At 31.5% G+C, this 15,823-nt stretch carries 15 protein-coding genes; 4 read left to right on the top strand and 11 right to left on the bottom strand.

Annotated features, from left to right (window positions below; translation table 11 throughout):
- Positions 1 to 7: 7 nt before the first annotated feature.
- The 7 genes from BN2746_RS06665 to BN2746_RS06635 all read right to left on the bottom strand — a co-directional run bounded on the left by BN2746_RS06665 (position 8) and on the right by BN2746_RS06635 (position 8,263).
- Positions 8 to 1,933, bottom strand: a complete 1,926-nt coding sequence (locus BN2746_RS06665) for a V-type ATP synthase subunit I (protein ID WP_055079007.1) — start codon at positions 1,931 to 1,933, stop codon at positions 8 to 10.
- A complete protein-coding gene (locus BN2746_RS06660; RefSeq protein WP_055079006.1) occupies positions 1,933 to 2,952 on the bottom strand; it encodes a V-type ATPase subunit in 1,020 nt (339 codons plus the stop codon). Before BN2746_RS06660 ends, BN2746_RS06665 begins: the two co-directional genes overlap by 1 nt.
- Positions 2,939 to 3,271: a hypothetical protein gene (locus tag BN2746_RS06655; RefSeq protein WP_055079005.1), complete on the bottom strand. Its 333-nt coding sequence runs from the start codon at positions 3,269 to 3,271 to the stop codon at positions 2,939 to 2,941. Before BN2746_RS06655 ends, BN2746_RS06660 begins: the two co-directional genes overlap by 14 nt.
- 288 nt (positions 3,272 to 3,559) lie before the next feature.
- Entirely contained in the window at positions 3,560 to 4,345 is a 786-nt protein-coding gene (locus tag BN2746_RS06650) for a DnaJ domain-containing protein (protein ID WP_055079004.1), read from the bottom strand.
- 111 nt (positions 4,346 to 4,456) lie between these two features.
- Positions 4,457 to 6,190, bottom strand: coding sequence for an NADH-dependent [FeFe] hydrogenase, group A6 (locus BN2746_RS06645; RefSeq protein WP_055079003.1), 1,734 nt, complete (start codon positions 6,188 to 6,190; stop codon positions 4,457 to 4,459).
- 8 nt (positions 6,191 to 6,198) lie between these two features.
- Positions 6,199 to 7,776, bottom strand: a complete 1,578-nt coding sequence (locus tag BN2746_RS06640; RefSeq protein WP_055079002.1) for an NADH-ubiquinone oxidoreductase-F iron-sulfur binding region domain-containing protein — start codon at positions 7,774 to 7,776, stop codon at positions 6,199 to 6,201.
- The gene (locus BN2746_RS06635; RefSeq protein ID WP_055079001.1) at positions 7,769 to 8,263 is read right to left on the bottom strand and encodes an NADH-quinone oxidoreductase subunit NuoE family protein; all 495 of its coding nucleotides are present in this window, start codon (positions 8,261 to 8,263) and stop codon (positions 7,769 to 7,771) included. Before BN2746_RS06635 ends, BN2746_RS06640 begins: the two co-directional genes overlap by 8 nt.
- Before the next feature lie 178 nt (positions 8,264 to 8,441).
- Between BN2746_RS06635 and BN2746_RS06630 the strand changes: the two genes are divergently transcribed.
- From BN2746_RS06630 to BN2746_RS06620, 3 genes are read left to right on the top strand one after another with little or no spacing between them, the layout of a single operon-like run.
- Positions 8,442 to 9,428 carry an ABC transporter substrate-binding protein gene (locus BN2746_RS06630; RefSeq protein ID WP_055079000.1) on the top strand — a complete coding sequence of 329 codons (987 nt, stop codon included), beginning with the start codon at positions 8,442 to 8,444 and terminating at the stop codon, positions 9,426 to 9,428.
- A 3-nt stretch (positions 9,429 to 9,431) separates the two neighbouring features.
- Positions 9,432 to 10,163: an ABC transporter permease gene (locus BN2746_RS06625; protein WP_055078999.1), complete on the top strand. Its 732-nt coding sequence runs from the start codon at positions 9,432 to 9,434 to the stop codon at positions 10,161 to 10,163.
- The gene (locus BN2746_RS06620) at positions 10,156 to 10,719 is read left to right on the top strand and encodes an ABC transporter ATP-binding protein (protein WP_055078998.1); all 564 of its coding nucleotides are present in this window, start codon (positions 10,156 to 10,158) and stop codon (positions 10,717 to 10,719) included. The genes BN2746_RS06625 and BN2746_RS06620 overlap by 8 nt, the downstream gene beginning before the upstream one ends.
- A gap of 19 nt (positions 10,720 to 10,738) precedes the next feature.
- Here BN2746_RS06620 and BN2746_RS06615 read toward each other — a convergent pair whose 3' ends face one another.
- From BN2746_RS06615 to BN2746_RS06600, 4 genes are read right to left on the bottom strand one after another with little or no spacing between them, the layout of a single operon-like run.
- Positions 10,739 to 11,947, bottom strand: a complete 1,209-nt coding sequence (locus tag BN2746_RS06615; RefSeq protein ID WP_055078997.1) for an ABC transporter permease — start codon at positions 11,945 to 11,947, stop codon at positions 10,739 to 10,741.
- Positions 11,947 to 12,624, bottom strand: coding sequence for an ABC transporter ATP-binding protein (locus BN2746_RS06610; protein ID WP_055078996.1), 678 nt, complete (start codon positions 12,622 to 12,624; stop codon positions 11,947 to 11,949). The genes BN2746_RS06615 and BN2746_RS06610 overlap by 1 nt, the downstream gene beginning before the upstream one ends.
- Positions 12,602 to 13,999 (bottom strand): efflux RND transporter periplasmic adaptor subunit, encoded by a 1,398-nt coding sequence (locus tag BN2746_RS06605; RefSeq protein WP_055078995.1) that lies wholly within the window; start codon positions 13,997 to 13,999, stop codon positions 12,602 to 12,604. The genes BN2746_RS06610 and BN2746_RS06605 overlap by 23 nt, the downstream gene beginning before the upstream one ends.
- Positions 13,992 to 14,555, bottom strand: a complete 564-nt coding sequence (locus BN2746_RS06600; protein WP_055078994.1) for a hypothetical protein — start codon at positions 14,553 to 14,555, stop codon at positions 13,992 to 13,994. The genes BN2746_RS06605 and BN2746_RS06600 overlap by 8 nt, the downstream gene beginning before the upstream one ends.
- A gap of 201 nt (positions 14,556 to 14,756) precedes the next feature.
- Between BN2746_RS06600 and BN2746_RS06595 the strand changes: the two genes are divergently transcribed.
- The gene (locus BN2746_RS06595; protein ID WP_055078993.1) at positions 14,757 to 15,743 is read left to right on the top strand and encodes an IS30 family transposase; all 987 of its coding nucleotides are present in this window, start codon (positions 14,757 to 14,759) and stop codon (positions 15,741 to 15,743) included.
- The last annotated feature ends 80 nt before the right edge of the window (positions 15,744 to 15,823 follow it).

Here is a 15,823-nt window from a genome sequence, read left to right as displayed (position 1 = left end):
TTTCCCCCTAAAATATATTTTTGTCCGGAATAAATTCTCTTCCGTCTCCAATGTAGTATTTGCTAAACATTTCGTAATATTCAAGTCTTAGTGATTGAATAAATACTATTAAACCTTCAAGTCCAAGTATTACTATATTTCCTATAATTATCATTACGATTGATCCTGTCTTTGTACCAATCATATTCCCAATTGTTGAAAAAGCTAAGAATAGACCAACATGGTTTATTGCAAAAGCTCCAACTCTTATAAAGGAAATTGTTCCTGAAAATATTGAAATTATAGTTTCAACAATTGAAAAACTGGATTCTATAAAATATCCATTTGGTAAAGCAGTCTTTTGCTTTAATACAAACTTTTGATATAAAACCTTTTTGAAAATCATTGATAAAATACATAATATGGCTATTATCAAAAAGATATCAAATATTATACTATTCAAATCAAATAGTTTTGTGCTTGCAATTCCTAAAATTGATATATATAGTAAAAATCCTGCAATTCCTTTTTCTCCAAAGTAAAGTTCTTCAAAGTTTTTTGTCCTTATATAATTTGTAACTCCCAAAGAGTAACTCATTATTAGTAAGATTACTCCAAGTGCTATTGCCATTATAAGAATGGTATTAATATTTTCATATGGATTGAATAAAATCGGCTGTATCACAGTTTCAAGCCCAAAGACAGACCCATATAAAAATCCAAAGATTGTTGAACTCACTCCAAGTCTTGTAACAAGTCCACCAAAATCCTTATTTATAAACTTTCCAACTAATATTCCAGCTATTGCAAAGAAAAGTCCTTGCCCAACATCTCCAAACATTGAACCAAACAATAGCATATAGGTTATTGCAAAGAAAGGTGTAGGATCAATCTCTTCATAGTTAGGAACCCCATACATCTTTACAAGCAGTTCAAAGGGTTTAAAAACGCTGTTGTTCTTTAACTTTGTAGGTGGTTTTATGTCATAGTCTTCAACTTCGTGAAAAGTTATATCAACCTTATACTTATCAGTTAAGGCATTATAAATCTTTGTGCTGTCCTCTTTTGAAATCCACCCAGCCAAATAGAAATATCTACTTGAAACTGCCAAGGAAGTCTTTGTATCTTCAAGATTTAACTTATTATATTTATCCTTTAGAATTTGAGCTATGCCCTCTTCATTATCCTTCTTATATTCATCAATAAATTTTTTACTTTTTTCTAATTTCTCTTCAAGTTCCTTTATCTCCTGAGTCAACCTTTCAGTTATCTCAGAAGGTTTTTTCTCAAATCCCTCAGGTATTTTTATTTCATGGAAATTTAGAGATCTTAAAACTCTACTTATATCTACCTCCATATCACCAGGATAGATAATAAAATAAACTTCCCCTTCTTTTAAAGTCCCCATATGAAAAATTGCCGCAAATATATTTTCGTAATTTTTCTTTATCCTAAGCCTGTCTTCCTTTGACAATATTCCAAATTTAAAATTGAAATTCTCAAGTTTCAACAGTTTTGACATGGAAACATTTATATTCCCAAACATATTAAAAATATCCATGTCCCTGTTTTTTTCCTGTAATTTTTCTCTAATATCATCAATGTTTTCCATTTCACTATTTAGATTTTCAAAATCTAATTGTGAAATTGGTGAAGTAAAGTTTTTTGAAAATTTATTCTTTTTTAAATCTATATTTAAATGATTTGAAAAGTTTTCAAGTTTTTCTCTCTCTTCATTTACATTTAAATCACCATGATATTTCTTGATGTAATTAGAATCAATAGCCATACTTACATTTTCACTACTTATTGGAAACATAAATTGACTATTTTCAATTAGTTCAGATGTATCTATTATTTCTGTAGTTTTTGAATCCACAATATCACTTAAGATATTTTCCATATCTTCAATCTGTCCAATTAAATTCATCATGTACATTCTTTGAGATTTCATTAAAACCTCCTTTCTTCATAACAAATCAAGTAATCTTTTATACTTTCTTTATTCATCTTCATTTCTTTTCCCTGCATTATCACCATAATATCTTTGATTTGAAATTCATAAATCAAGATATATCCCAAAACCTTACCCATGTTAAATTCCATACTCTTAAAATAATCCTTAAATTTTGAGTATAAAAATATATCATTTGTAAGACTCATGTCTATATCCTTGTCTCCGTCACCAAAAAATTTTACACTATACTCGGTATTTTTAATAAAATTCATAAAAGAATCAAAGTCCATCTTTGACATTTTTAACAGATCATCAATACCAAACTTCAACCCTCTAAAAATACTATAATTATATATTAAGGTATCATCTACATCATAGTATTTCTTTGCTCTGTATATCCAAGTGACATTCTTTAAATCTATTATCGTTCCAAAGAGTTCTTTTGCCTTTTTTTTACTCTTTCTATCAAGCTTTTCACAATATTTATAGATATCTGAATAATGAAATCTATCAAGTGACATCTCCAAGTAAAATAGAATTTCACTGCCGACCTTATCACTATAATTTCTTATATAATCATAATATCTTTCTTTACTTAACGTTTTTATAAAATCAGAAATATTCACACCTGAATTAACAGAATTATAAAAATCTTCTTCAATAACAAAATTTTCTTTATTAAAACCAGTGTTTCCATTGTAAATATTTCTTATAGCTTTCTTAACATCATCTATTTTATATCTGTCAATAATTAAGTCCATAAGAATTTTATAGTCCTTTGCCATAAAATTACTTAAAGCCTCCATTTTTTCAATTAGAATCCTCTTCAGGTGAACAGATAGATAATCCAAATCTTGAAAATCTGTGGCTTTAATAAATTCTTTCTCCATTAGAAAGTTTAATATATCCTTTTGTGACAAACTCATAATATAATTATAATCAGAAGTATTAAATAAATTTTTACCCATCCCCGATATTTTGGTGTTAACAGCAGAAAAGTCTTTAGCCCCTGCCATCTTTGAAATCACCTTCCAAAACCATTTTCGTTAAATAATCTATTATCCCTGGTTTTTCTAAGCTATATCTTTCCATAATAAGGTTCAGCTTCTTATCTAAATTGCTTTTAATCTCTTTTTCCTTAGAATTATAATCACTTTTTGCTTGCTTTTCAAATGTACGAACTCTATCATCAAACTTCTCTTCAAGTTCTTTTTCAAACTTAGTTTTTGATTGATTAAAACCTTGTCTGAGTTCTTGTTCCTTTAACCTATACTCTTCCTTTAGAGATGAAGTCATTTCATCAAGTTCGACAATTTTTTCTATAAATTCATTCATCCCTTACCTCCTCATAATTAATAATATACCTTGAGAATGAATATGTTAAATTCAAATCGTTTTCTTTTTCAAAAAAATTTCTTAATTGTTTCGTTTTTTTAACATTTTTTTCATGATAAAATAAATTATTATTCATTATCACAATTTAATGTATTTTTCTGATTAGCTAAAATTAGAGGTTTATTTTTTCCCTACTCACCTTTTATTAATAATTATTTATTGTTGTAAAGTTTAATTATCATATAAAAAAGACATCACTTTACAGTCATGTCTTTTCAAATTACAATATTAGTTTGTATATTGATTGTATCTTTTTATATTCTCTTCAGTTAGAAATTCATAGGCTTCGTTTACCTTTTGAAACATCTCTGTTGCAGACTCACTTTTATTAATATCCGGATGATACTTCTTGGCCATTTTTCTATAGGCTGTCTTCACTTCATATGCATTTGTGTTAACAGGCACCTCTAAAATAGCACAACTATTTTCATATTTCTTTTTGAAATCTTCAAGAGGGTTGGAATAGTTTTGGCTTTGATTTTGATAGTATCCACCATAACCGCTTGAGCTTTGTTGACCAGTTCTATATGTCCTATAATATGTTCCTGATCCTTGAGAGAAGTTTCTAAATACTTCTTCCCAAAATTCATTTTGAGCTCTCTCTTGTTCTTTTCTCTTTCTCTCTTCTTCCTCTTTTTTATCTCTGTAAGCCTTTTTAAACTCTTGATAACTTTTATAATTTTCTCTATTGTTAATTAAGTAATCTCCATAGTTTCTTAAGTACTCAACTGCAGAATAATGTAAAAATTCTAAGTAACTAATAAATTTTCTTCCAAGTAATGGTATTACTATAAAAAATATAAACACCAATAAAAAAGCTGGAAGATAGATAATCAAAATTGGTAAAAAGAATACAAATCCAGAACAAGCTAAAACTGCCAATATGCCAAGCACGCTCTTTCCAAGTCCAGATATAACATCCACAATAGCCTGAAGAATTTTTATTAATCCACCTATTAGAAAGTCAAGCACATCTGCAAGTCCTAAGATGAACTTTCCCCATATTTTTCTCATATTTCACCTTCTATCACTAATCGTAATACTAAAATTATAACATCTTGATGTGTTTTTTCAAAATAAACGTAATTAAAAAAGAGATAAGCATTGCACTTATCCCTCTTGTAATTATAATTTAGGTCTTTTTTCATATGAAGTATGCAGTAATTCATGTGCAAGTGGGCTTGCAACTCCACCAAAGAACTCATCATAAAGTTTTTGTACTTTTTCGTTCTCATGGGATTTCCTCTTTTTCTTATTTTTATCTATTGAGTAAATTCCCTCTGCTCTTCTTCTAAGTATGGAAAGGTCACCATGGTGATATGGCTGTCCTCCTCCACCTATGCAGCCTCCTGGACAAGCCATTACTTCTATGGCATGAAATTCTTCTTCGCCACTTTTTACCTTTTCAAGTAATCTCCTTGTGTTGCCAAGACCATTTGCAACTGCTATTCTAATAGTTTTTCCATCTATTTCAACTTGAGTTTCTTTTATTCCAGTAAGACCTCTAAGGTCTGTGAATTCAAGATTTCCAAGTTCTTCTCCTGTAATTTTTTCATATGCAGTTCTTACAGTAGCTTCTATAACTCCTCCTGTTGCTCCAAAGATTGCTCCTGCTCCAGTTGATTCTCCCAGTGGATCATCAAAGTCTTCTTCTTCAAGCTCAAGGAAATTTATTCCAGCTTCTTTAATCATTGAAGCAAGCTCTCTTGTTGTAATAACCACATCTACATCTGAGATTCCTTCTGATTCAAGTTCTGGCCTTGCAGCTTCAAACTTCTTTGCAATACATGGCATAACAGAAACTACAACCAAGTCTTTAGGTTCTATACCCATCTTCTCACATAGATATGACTTTGCAACTGCTCCAAACATCTCATGAGGACTCTTGCAAGTACTTGGGATATCAATCATGTCGCTAAATTGTTGTTCCATAAAGTTTACCCAACCAGGGCAACATGATGTTAGTATAGGAAGTTTTCCATTTCCTTTTAATCTTTCAACAAACTCATTTGACTCTTCCATTATTGTAAGGTCTGCTGCAAAGTTTGTGTCAAACACCTTTTTAAATCCAAGTCTTCTAAGAGCATTTACCATTTTACCTGTAACAACGGTTCCTGGTTCTAAACCAAAGGATTCTCCAAGGGCAACTCTAACTGCTGGTGCAGTTTGAACTACAACCACCTTGTCAGAGTGAAGTAAGTCCCATACTTTATCTACATTTGAAACCTCTGTTAGTGCTCCAGTAGGACATACTGATAGACATTGCCCACAGAAAGTACAAGTGGTTTCATACATTGATCTTTCAAATGTACTTCCAACGTATGTGTCAAATCCTCTTCCTACTTCTGCCAGGGCTCCAACTGTTTGAACTTCATTACACATTGTTTCGCATCTTCTACATAGGATACATTTGTTAGCATCTCTAACTAATGATAAGGAGCTGTCATCTATTGGAAGTTCTCTTTTTTCTCCCTTGTAAGGAATGTCTCTTACGTTTAAGTCCCTTGCTATTGCCTGTAATTGACAATCTAAATTTTTAGCACATGTTAAACAGCTATTAGGGTGATCTGAAAGTAAAAGCTCTACAATTGCCCTTCTCGCCTTAACAGCTTTAACACTGTCAGTGTTAATATCCATTCCCTCTTTAACTGGAGTTGCACATGCTGGAAGAAGCTTACCATTCCGTAAGTCCTCCACCATACAAACCCTACAGCTTGCAAGTTTATTTACAAATTTTATATCATGAAGATTCAAATGGCAAAGTGTAGGTATTTTTATACCAATGGTGTTTGCAGCCTCTAATATGGTAGTGTTTTTTTCAACCGCCATTTCTACTCCATTTATTCTAATATTTACCATTTTCCCTCCTAAGCTAAAATAATAGTTCCAACTGGACACGCATCCTTACATTGACCACATTTAATACATTTATCCTGATCAATGACATGTTGTTTTCTAACTTCTCCTGAAATACAGCTAACAGGACAGTTTCTTGCACATTTTGTACATCCAATACATTTTTCAGTAATAATATACTTTAAAACTCCTTTACATTTCTTTGCAGGACATGTTTTGTTTTCGCCCACATGAGCATAGTACTCTTCTGGGAAGTACTTTAATGTTGAAAGTATTGGATTTGGACTTGATTGACCAAGACCACAAAGACTTGTTGCGGCAACTATCTCTGATAATTCTTCAAGTTTTTTTATAGTTTCTTCTGTTGCTCTTCCCTTAGTTATATCATCAAGCATTTCAAGAAGTCTCTTGTTTCCTATTCTACATGGTGTACATTTTCCGCATGACTCATCTACAGAAAACTCCAAGAAGAATCTTGAAACATCAACCATACAGTCATCTTCGTCCATAACAACCATACCGCCTGAACCCATTATAGAACCTATCGCTTTTAGTGATTCAAAATCACAGCCAGTATCAAAAAGTCTTGTAGGTATACAACCTCCTGAAGGTCCACCAGTTTGAACAGCTTTTGCTTTCTTTCCATCTTGTATACCCTCACCAATTTCATAAACTATTTCTCTTATAGTTGTTCCCATTGGTACTTCAACAAGCCCAGAGTTATTTATCTTTCCAACAAGGGCAAATACTTTTGTACCTGTTGATTTCTCAGTCCCAATTGACTTAAACCAGTCGCTGCCTTTATTTAAAATCTGTGCGATATTTGCAAATGTTTCAACATTATTTATTACTGTTGGCTTACCCCAAAGTCCTCTTGTAGTAGTTCTAAATTCCTTGTTTCTCGGCATTCCTCTCTTGCCTTCTATAGATTCCATAAGTGCAGTCCCCTCACCACATACAAAGGCTCCTGCACCAAGTCTTAAACTTATGCTAAAAGAGAAGTCTGTACCCATTATGTTGTCACCTAAAAGATTTAACTTTTCAGCTTCTTCTATTGCATTCATAAGACTTTTTACAGCTTTTGGATACTCAGCTCTAACGTAGATAAATCCCTTTGACGCTCCTATTGCTCTACCACATATTGCCATGCCCTCAAGAACTGCATGTGGATCTTTTTCTAACACAGATCTATCCATGAACGCACCTGGGTCTCCCTCATCAGCATTACAAATAACATATTTTTGATCTGCTTCTTGAACAAAAGCGGACTCCCATTTTATACCAGTTGGGAAACCTGCCCCTCCTCTACCTCTAAGACCTGAATCTTTAATTATGTCTATTACTTCTTGTCGAGAAACACTATGTAGGGATTTCTCAAGTGCTAAATAACCATCCCTTGCTATATACTCTTCAATAGATTCAGGGTTTATTACATCACAGTTTCTTAAAACTATCCTTGTTTGACTTTCGTAAAATTTCCCTTTTGGGCAAATGTTTTCTCCATCTATAATATATCCTTCTGATTTAAGTCTATCTAAAAGCAGTGGATAAGTTTTTTCTTTTATATTTAAAAGTTGTTCTTTATTCACTGTCGCCTCCTTTAGCATCATATATAATCTTATGGATCATATCAGGCTTTACACGTCCTATATTTTCTCCATCTACTGTTACTACTGGTGCTATGCCACATTCTCCAACACATCTTGTTTCAATTACTGAAAACTCTCCATCATCTGTGGTCTGTCCTGGTTTTACTTCAAGAGCATCACAGAAATCTTCAAGCAGTCTATCAGCTCCTTTAACATAGCAAGCAGTACCTAAACACACACATATTTCGTGTTTACCCTTAGGTTCAAAGGTAAATTGTGAATAGAATGTAGCTACCCCATAGATTTCGCTTGAATGTTTATTAAGCTTCAATGCCATAAGATCAACTATAGGCTCTGGAATATATCCAAACACTCTTTGTGCTTCTTGTAGCACTGGCATTACAGCGCCTGGCTCATCCTTATGGTCTTCAATAAACTGAACAAAATTATCAAATTTGTCTCTATCTTTTTCTAAGCAAAAGGCCATTTTTTCCCCCTATTTATATTTTCCATAATAGTTTAACATATTATCAAAGAAAATTCATCCTGAGGAAAATATTTTCAACTTTTTTAATCCTTAAGGTTGAAATATATTAAAATAATCACAAAAACATATTTTTATGCTATGATTTATTATGTCAATAAAATTTCAAAAGGAGATTTCAATGAAGAAGAAAATAATTAGTATTTTATTATTACTTACACTGGTACTAACTTCATGTGCAAGTAAAGAAGCAAATAATAAAAATAAAAAGGAAACAGATTTTATCACTCAAACTGAAAATATCGCGGAACAAGCTAATTCAAAAGATTTGGTTATTTCTTCCATGAAAGGACCTACTGGCATGTCCTTAGCACCTTTAAAGAAGGATGGTTATAATATTTCAATCAAAGGAAGTATTGAAGAGCAAATGACAGCTATACAAAAAGATGAAGCTGATATATTTTTAATACCTTCAAACCTGTATGCAAAACTTCAAAATAAAGATGGTAATTTAAAACTTTTATCAGCTAATGTTGGAATGGCTCTTAGTTTAGTAGGTCAACATGAAATAAATTCTATTGAAGAGCTTAGTGGAAAAACAATTGCTTTAACTGGAAAAGGAGCTGTCCCTGAAGTTATAATAAAAAATCTTTTAGCGTCTTATGGAATTTTAGATGAAGTAAACTTAAATTTCGTTAAAGACCCTACAGAAGCTGTACCAATGCTTTTAAAAGATGAAAACTCTGTGGCACTTTTACCTGAACCCTTTGCTACAGCAATTCTTACCAAAAACGAAAATCTTGTAAAGGCAATCGACTTAAGAGAAAGTTGGAAAGAAAAAGAACTTCCAAATATAATTACATCTGTTATTGTTGCAAAAACTGATATATATGAAAGTAAAAAAGATGAAATGGACGCTTTTGTTAAAGACTATCAAAATAAAATTGTTGAACTTGTAAATAGTCCGCTTTCAAGCACAAATCTAAACTACGGAAAAACCATTGAAGAACTTGGTATTGTAAAGGCTCCTATTGCAATAAAAGCAATTCCTTCAATTGAATTTTTAGGATACGTGAACAATTATAAAGATGATCTAAAAGCTTTTTTAGAAAATATTTTGGAGCTTAATCCTGAACTAATCGGTGGAAAACTTCCCAATATGGAGTAAACGATGAATAACTTTAAAAAAATTTTAGGATATGTTTTTTTAATAATAATTTGGACTCTATCCTATTATATTATTAATAATCCTATAATTCTTCCATCAATTTGGCAGGTATTTGTAAGAACAGTTGAACTCTTTAAAACTGGGGAGATACTCTCTCCCCTTTTGTCTTCACTATACAGAGTTTTTATAGCAATTTTAATTTCTGTAATACTTGGTACACTGTTCTCAATGCTATCTTACAAGTTTAATTTAAGAGATTTTTTCTCACCCCTTATGTCCATATTGAAGTCTACTCCAGTAGTATCTTTGGTCTTGATTATTTTATTTTTTAGCAACAGCCAAAGTCTATCATCCATAGTAGTAATACTCATAATCACACCAATTGTCTATGCCAATATCTTAAATGGACTTGACAATATACTTCAAGAAAAAATCGAACTTTCGTGGGTATATAATCTAAATTTTTGGACAAAGTTCAGATATATTGAACTACCTATAGTCATTAATAGGATACTCTTTTCTATGGTTGTATGTGTTGGAATTGCACTAAAAGCTGCAGTTACTGCAGAAGTTATTGCAGGAGGTTCAAAGGGACTTGGTAATATGCTATACCTTTCAAAAATCTCTTTTGAGATGGTGGATTTACTCTCAGTTACTCTAATTATAGTTCTATTCTCATATATAATAGAGGAAGTTTTTAAAATTCTTCTTAGAAAGTGGTGTGAATATGATTAATTTAAATTTAAAAGAAAAATCATTTGATGATAAAGTTATTTTAAAAGATATTTCACTACAAATTGAAAAGGGAGATATTTTATCTATTACAGGACAATCAGGAATCGGAAAAAGCACTTTACTTAGAATATTAGCAGGACTTGATACTGACTTTAAAGGCGAAATTACAAATACTTTCAAATCATCTTCCATTTCCTTTCCAGAAAAAGTATTTTTAGGTAGGATTAGTGCAATCAAAGAGATAAAATTGGTTTCACGAGCCAGTTATTCTGAAATAGAAAAAGCAATGGAATATTTTGATTTGTTGACCTTAAAAAATAACTTAGTAAAGACCATGTCCACAGGACAAAGGACACGTATATCCCTTATAAGAAGTATTTTAAGCAATAGTGAGATTATTTACTTAGATGAGCCTTTAATGGGTCTTGATTTTAATAATAAAAAGCTCGCCACAGATTATATTTTAAATAATCTAAATGGCAGAGCTTTAGTATATACAGGAGCAAGTTTAAATTTTAAAAATGAAAAAATAATAGAATTAACCCAAGAAAACTAAATGTTTACTTGGGTTTGTTTTATGAAAGTATTTCAATAACATTTTTATTTGCCGCGGACTTCGCAGGCGCATATGAGAACACAATACCTATTACAAGGGATATTAAAAGCGCCACTACTATTGGTCCAACATCCACCGCCGCTTTAAATGGAAGAAATGCCGAAATTACCATTGCCATTAATAGTCCAAAAAGGTATCCAAAGATTCCTCCGATAACTGTAACTACTACCCCTTCAAGTAAAAATTGCATTGTAATATTACCCTTTGTTGCACCTATTGCTCTTCTTATTCCAATTTCTTTCGTTCTTTCAGAAACTGAAATAAACATCATATTCATCATTCCAATTCCTGCAATGAATAAAGATATTCCTCCTATGAGGGCAATGAATATAGTTATTTGATTTAATACCTTTGATATACCTTCAAGCATCTCGGAAATATCAAAATAATTATAAGTTCCTAAGTCCTTCATGGAACCTGTGGTCTTTAATTTATCCACAACTTTTTTTGCAGTATCCTTTACACTTACTCCAGATTCTAAAAACACTTGAATTCCTGGAGAATTTTTTTCTTCAGGTTCAAAACTTTCATAGGTTTTCTTTGGGATGGAAATATCTGAAAAACCCACATTAATTCCCATAGTGAACTCTTCCTTTTTATAAATTCCAACCACCTTATAACCAAGCCCATTAATAGTTATTGATGAACCTAATTTCTCGTTATAATCTTTTAAAATTTCGTCAGCTTTTTCTTCACTTAAAACAGCAACTCTTTGTTTCAAATCATTATCTAAAGAGTTTAAATTCCGCCCTTCAATAATTTCCTTATTGGTACTTTTTACAGTTTCTACCATTGATGAAACTTTACCATTTCTTGTTACAACTTCTAAGTTTTGAGATGCAGATTCATTTCCCTCATTAGAAAACTTTACGTCCTTTACTCCATCAATACTTTTTATTTCAGATATATCCTGAGTGCTGAAAAAAACAACATTTGGATCTTCATACATATTCTGATTTTTAGGTACAAAGGATATTGCAATGGATACACTTTCATCACCTTCGTCTGTCAAGTTTTCCATAACATAATTTTGAAAGCCATTGCCTATGGAAATTATTGTTATAACTGCTCCTATACCGATTATTATTCCAAGCATTGTAAGGATGGACCTTTTTTTATTTCTCTTCAAGGCATTTAGTGCATCATAAAATAATACAGAAAACTTCACTACACATCAGTCCTTTCCTTTAAGTCTCCATCCTTCATAAATAAAACCTTAGAACAATAACTCTTTAAACTTCTGTCATGGGTTACCATAACCACCGTTGTATTGTTATCCCTATTAAGCTTTTTGAAAATATCCATTATTTCGATTGAAGTTACCGAGTCTAAAGCTCCTGTAGGTTCGTCTGCCAATAAAAAGTCTGGTTTGTGAGCCACCGCTCTTGCTATTGCAACCCTTTGCTTTTGCCCACCAGAAAGTTGATTTGGATACTTGTCTATCTTGTCCAATATACCAACGGAATCAAGAGCATTTTCAACTGAACTTTTTATATCCTTTGGACTCTTGCCCGCATATAGTAGAGGCAATTCCACATTTTCTCTTACAGTGTAATTTTCAATTAGATTAAAGTTTTGAAAAACAAAACCAACAGCTTTGTTTCTGAGTTTTGACATCTCATCGTCATCTAAGTTTTTCACAGACTGTCCATTAAATATATAGCTTCCAGTAAACTTGCCATCTATAAAACCAATTATATTCATTAGTGTGGACTTACCGGAACCAGACTCACCCATTATACCTACAAATTCACCTTTTTCAATGTTAAAGCTCACATCCTTAAGTACATGAAGTTTTTCTTCCCCAGTGATATAAACTTTATTAACCTTTTTGACTTGAATCATCTTGGTAATTGTCCTTTTCTATATTTTTGCTATCTATATTTTTTTCAGTTGAATCTGTACTGTCTTTAACTTCAACATTTACATTGCCATTTTTAGATTTTTCGTCAGTGTTTTGGGTTTCCATTTTATTTTCTTTCTTATTTTCTTTTCTATCTTTAGTGTCTTCCTTAGCACTAATCTTTACATCAATCTCGTCACCGTCTGAAATACCACTAACATCTTCAATAATACTATCTCCAAGTTTTAAACCCTTAAGCACTTTATATGCACCGTCTTCCTTCATTAAAGTGACTTCAACTCTTTTTGCCTTTCCATCTTCATACATATAGACATAGGTTTTACCATCCTTCTCTTCAACTGAAGACTCTGGTAAATATAATCCATCTTCTGTAATTTCAATGTTTACAGAAAATCCATATTGTATAAAACCGTCTGGAATAACGTTGAATTCAAATTCAGACATACTATTATCTCCACTTGCACCTGGAATTGCAGCATCTTCTTTAGGCATATTTGAAAGGTACGAAACTCTACCCTTTTGGGTTTCCCCTGTAGATATGACTTTTAAATCCACCTTATCATCAACATGGATTTTGTCATAGTCAAATTCTGAAACTTTAGATACAATTTTAGTTTCCTTTGAAACTATTTTAATAAGAGGATCCGTCATGCCTTGGCTTTGTTCCGCCTTGCTCTTGTCCAAATAAACTCTTCCCTTGATGTTTGCTTTTTCAGTTACATATTGTTTGTTCTTTAAGTTTTGTATTTGTTCACTTACTCCATCCAGTTGTGACTTAGCTTCAGAAACAGCTCTTTTCGAAGGGGAAATTTGTGCTTCGTATGCCTTAACTTCCTGTTTTGCACCTTCAACAGCAGCTTTAGTCTGTTCAATATCCATTTGTGTCTTAGCATACTCTTCTTGGTTTTCAGGATTTAATGACTTGTTTAAATTATCTAACTTAGCTTGAAGGTTCGAAAGATTTTTCTTTGCCTCTGTGTAATCGCTGTTTGCCTTTGAAAGGTCACTATTTGCAAATCCTAAAGAATTTTTCATAGAGTTATATTGTCTTTGAAGTTCGTCGATTTGCTCTTTAACTCCTGGTGTTTCATACTTAAAAAGATTTGTTCCAACCTCTACCTCATCCTTGTCCTTCACATAGTACTCTATAATCTTTCCCTTTGAAGGATCATAAAAAATATTTTCTGTTTCAACAGGAACTGAGTTTCCAGTAAAGGTAATAGGGTCTTTTCCACTTACAGTATGTAACATATATTCAGCTTTTGATTTCTTTTTAGGTAAAAAAATGCTTAAAAGAGTAGCTGTAAGTAAAACTACAGCCACTACCGATATAATTATTTTATTTTTTTTACTCATATACTTCCTCTTCCTCAGGTAATTTCTTTAACTTAGAATTTAATACAAGCATTCTAATTGAAGGAAGTAGTTCTATTAAAAGTACAATAACAGCTATTACAACTACTATACCAATTCCTGCAGCTATTGCACTCTTAGGTACATTTTCCATAGACTTTGTAATCTCTTCGTTCATGTTTGAGGTTGCACCAGTCTTACCTAAAGATGAGGTAATTCCATTTATAAAACCATATGCTGATAAAATTAAAGTAAGTGCATATGGAAGTATATCAACCTTTACCTTGTCAATAATTCTATTTCTATTTTTAAAAGCTACTACTACACAAAAAATACCTATGACTACTGTTAAAACAAGTATTACTTTATCAAATATTGTTGGTTCAAAGTCTTCAGGATTAATACCCAAGTCTCTAAGTTGTTCTAATTGTTTTACATAGGACTTTGTAATAAAGGTATCTATAACATTCTTAATCCCAATTAGTGCTGATATTACTGAAATAACCAAATAAAAGTTATTCCAAAATCCCATCTTTTTATAAATTTCGTCTCTTTTCATAAATAACCCTCCTTAGTGTATTAGCATTATGATACATTAATAATACCATCTATTTTTATTTTTGTAAACAAGTTTGCATATTTTTTTCAAATTTTACAAATGATTTATCATAACAAGTGCAACATAAAAAAAACTCATAGCTAATCAGCTGTATTAATATGTAAGTGACCAAACAAAACATATTAAAAGGAGCGACTAACTATGAGCTATAACCATCTTACCATAGAAGAGAGATCTTGTATTTATCAATTTTTAAATTTAGGAATGAGTATGAGAGAAATTGCAAAAGCAATTCAAAGATCACCTAGTACAATATCTCGAGAATTAAAAAGAAATTCTTCTAAAATAAAAGTTAGTAGAGAAAGTTATATAAAGTACTTCCCAATAAAGGCAAACGAAAAATATCTTGATAGAAGGAAAGATTGCCATAGGAAAAGTAAATTTTCTAAAGATGTTATTGATTATTTAACTATAAAGATCAATGAACATTGGTCACCTGAACAAATATCAAATAGAATTACAAATGTGATTCATCAAGTACCATCAACATCAACCATATACAGGTTAATACACTCAAAAAAACTACCAAAAACCAGCATGAAAAATTTGAGACGAAAAGTAAAATTTAAAAGACCAGCAGAAAAAAGAGGAAAATTCAACGATAAAGGAAGAACTATAAAGAAAAAACCTAAAGAAATATACAAAAGGCAAGAGCTATGTCACTGGGAAGCAGATACAGTGGAATCCGGAAGATTAGATCATAAAAGAAAAAGTAAATATTGTTTTGTAACTTTAGCAGAAAGAAAATCTAGATATTACATAGCAATCCTGGTTGAAAATATAAAGTCAGAAAATGTAACCCCAGCAATAATCGATGCACTAAAAGATTTTCCAAAAGAATTAGTAAAAACAATAACCTTTGATAGAGGTAAAGAATTTTCAGGATTCGAGAAAATAGAAAAAGAGTTAGGATGCAAAACATATTTTTGTGATCCCTACTGTGCTTGGCAAAAAGGTACAAATGAAAATAGTAATGGACTTTTAAGAGAGTTTTATCCTAAGGGTATGGATTTATCAGAAGTAGATATAGATGATTTAAATCATAACTTAAATTTAATGAACAATAGACCCAGAAAATGTATAAAATATAATACACCTATAGAAGAACTTTTTGGTCTCTTATCATAGGTGTTGCATTTGATTTGACAATTCGTCATTAAAAAAACTGTTGAGGTTGGTATGTTTTGATGTGTACCCATAAAACTGGA

Source organism: Lagierella massiliensis (assembly GCF_001407835.1).
GTDB lineage: Bacteria > Bacillota > Clostridia > Tissierellales > Peptoniphilaceae > Mediannikoviicoccus > Mediannikoviicoccus massiliensis.
Note: the sequence above shows the minus strand (reverse complement) of the source record. Positions and strands in the feature narration are given on the sequence as shown.

What these genes read in the sequence shown, in the direction of transcription:
- BN2746_RS06595 (WP_055078993.1), top strand. Translation starts at nt 14,757, where the DNA reads ATGAGCTATAACCATCTTACCATAGAAGAGAGATCTTGTATTTATCAA.
- BN2746_RS06600 (WP_055078994.1), bottom strand. Translation starts at nt 14,555, where the DNA reads ATGAAAAGAGACGAAATTTATAAAAAGATGGGATTTTGGAATAACTTT.
- BN2746_RS06665 (WP_055079007.1), bottom strand. Translation starts at nt 1,933, where the DNA reads ATGAAATCTCAAAGAATGTACATGATGAATTTAATTGGACAGATTGAA.
- BN2746_RS06630 (WP_055079000.1), top strand. Translation starts at nt 8,442, where the DNA reads ATGAAGAAGAAAATAATTAGTATTTTATTATTACTTACACTGGTACTA.
- BN2746_RS06655 (WP_055079005.1), bottom strand. Translation starts at nt 3,271, where the DNA reads ATGAATGAATTTATAGAAAAAATTGTCGAACTTGATGAAATGACTTCA.
- BN2746_RS06610 (WP_055078996.1), bottom strand. Translation starts at nt 12,624, where the DNA reads ATGATTCAAGTCAAAAAGGTTAATAAAGTTTATATCACTGGGGAAGAA.
- BN2746_RS06660 (WP_055079006.1), bottom strand. Translation starts at nt 2,952, where the DNA reads ATGGCAGGGGCTAAAGACTTTTCTGCTGTTAACACCAAAATATCGGGG.
- BN2746_RS06605 (WP_055078995.1), bottom strand. Translation starts at nt 13,999, where the DNA reads ATGAGTAAAAAAAATAAAATAATTATATCGGTAGTGGCTGTAGTTTTA.
- BN2746_RS06650 (WP_055079004.1), bottom strand. Translation starts at nt 4,345, where the DNA reads ATGAGAAAAATATGGGGAAAGTTCATCTTAGGACTTGCAGATGTGCTT.
- BN2746_RS06635 (WP_055079001.1), bottom strand. Translation starts at nt 8,263, where the DNA reads ATGGCCTTTTGCTTAGAAAAAGATAGAGACAAATTTGATAATTTTGTT.
- BN2746_RS06625 (WP_055078999.1), top strand. Translation starts at nt 9,432, where the DNA reads ATGAATAACTTTAAAAAAATTTTAGGATATGTTTTTTTAATAATAATT.
- BN2746_RS06620 (WP_055078998.1), top strand. Translation starts at nt 10,156, where the DNA reads ATGATTAATTTAAATTTAAAAGAAAAATCATTTGATGATAAAGTTATT.
- BN2746_RS06645 (WP_055079003.1), bottom strand. Translation starts at nt 6,190, where the DNA reads ATGGTAAATATTAGAATAAATGGAGTAGAAATGGCGGTTGAAAAAAAC.